Raw genomic sequence first — 238 nt, 5'->3', positions numbered from 1 at the left:
TAGCGCCGGGCTTGACACTATCGTCCACATCCGACTGTCGCATCCACTTCGACAGCGTCATCGGATGCACGCCGAAATCGGCGGCAACCTGCTCAAGCGTCACACCCGACTCACGCTGCCGAGCAACGCGGACAACGTCCTCACGGAACTCACGGGGATAAGGCTTCGGCACAGTGACATCCTTCCAGCTCGACCATCGGCCAAGCCATCTCAGTTGTCACCCGATCTTGCAGCAGAC

At 60.1% G+C, this 238-nt stretch carries 1 protein-coding gene; it reads right to left on the bottom strand.

The genetic code is table 11. From position 1 onward, the window contains the following. Nucleotides 1-172: transposase (locus tag AD72_RS37975; protein ID WP_082469273.1), on the bottom strand; the 172-nt coding region annotated here is incomplete at its 3' end. Nucleotides 173-238 lie beyond the last annotated feature (66 nt).

The sequence above is a fragment of the Sciscionella sediminilitoris genome (genome assembly GCF_000737195.2).
GTDB classification, from domain to species: Bacteria; Actinomycetota; Actinomycetes; order Mycobacteriales; family Pseudonocardiaceae; genus Sciscionella; species Sciscionella sediminilitoris.
This window is presented reverse-complemented; position numbering and strand designations above follow the sequence as displayed.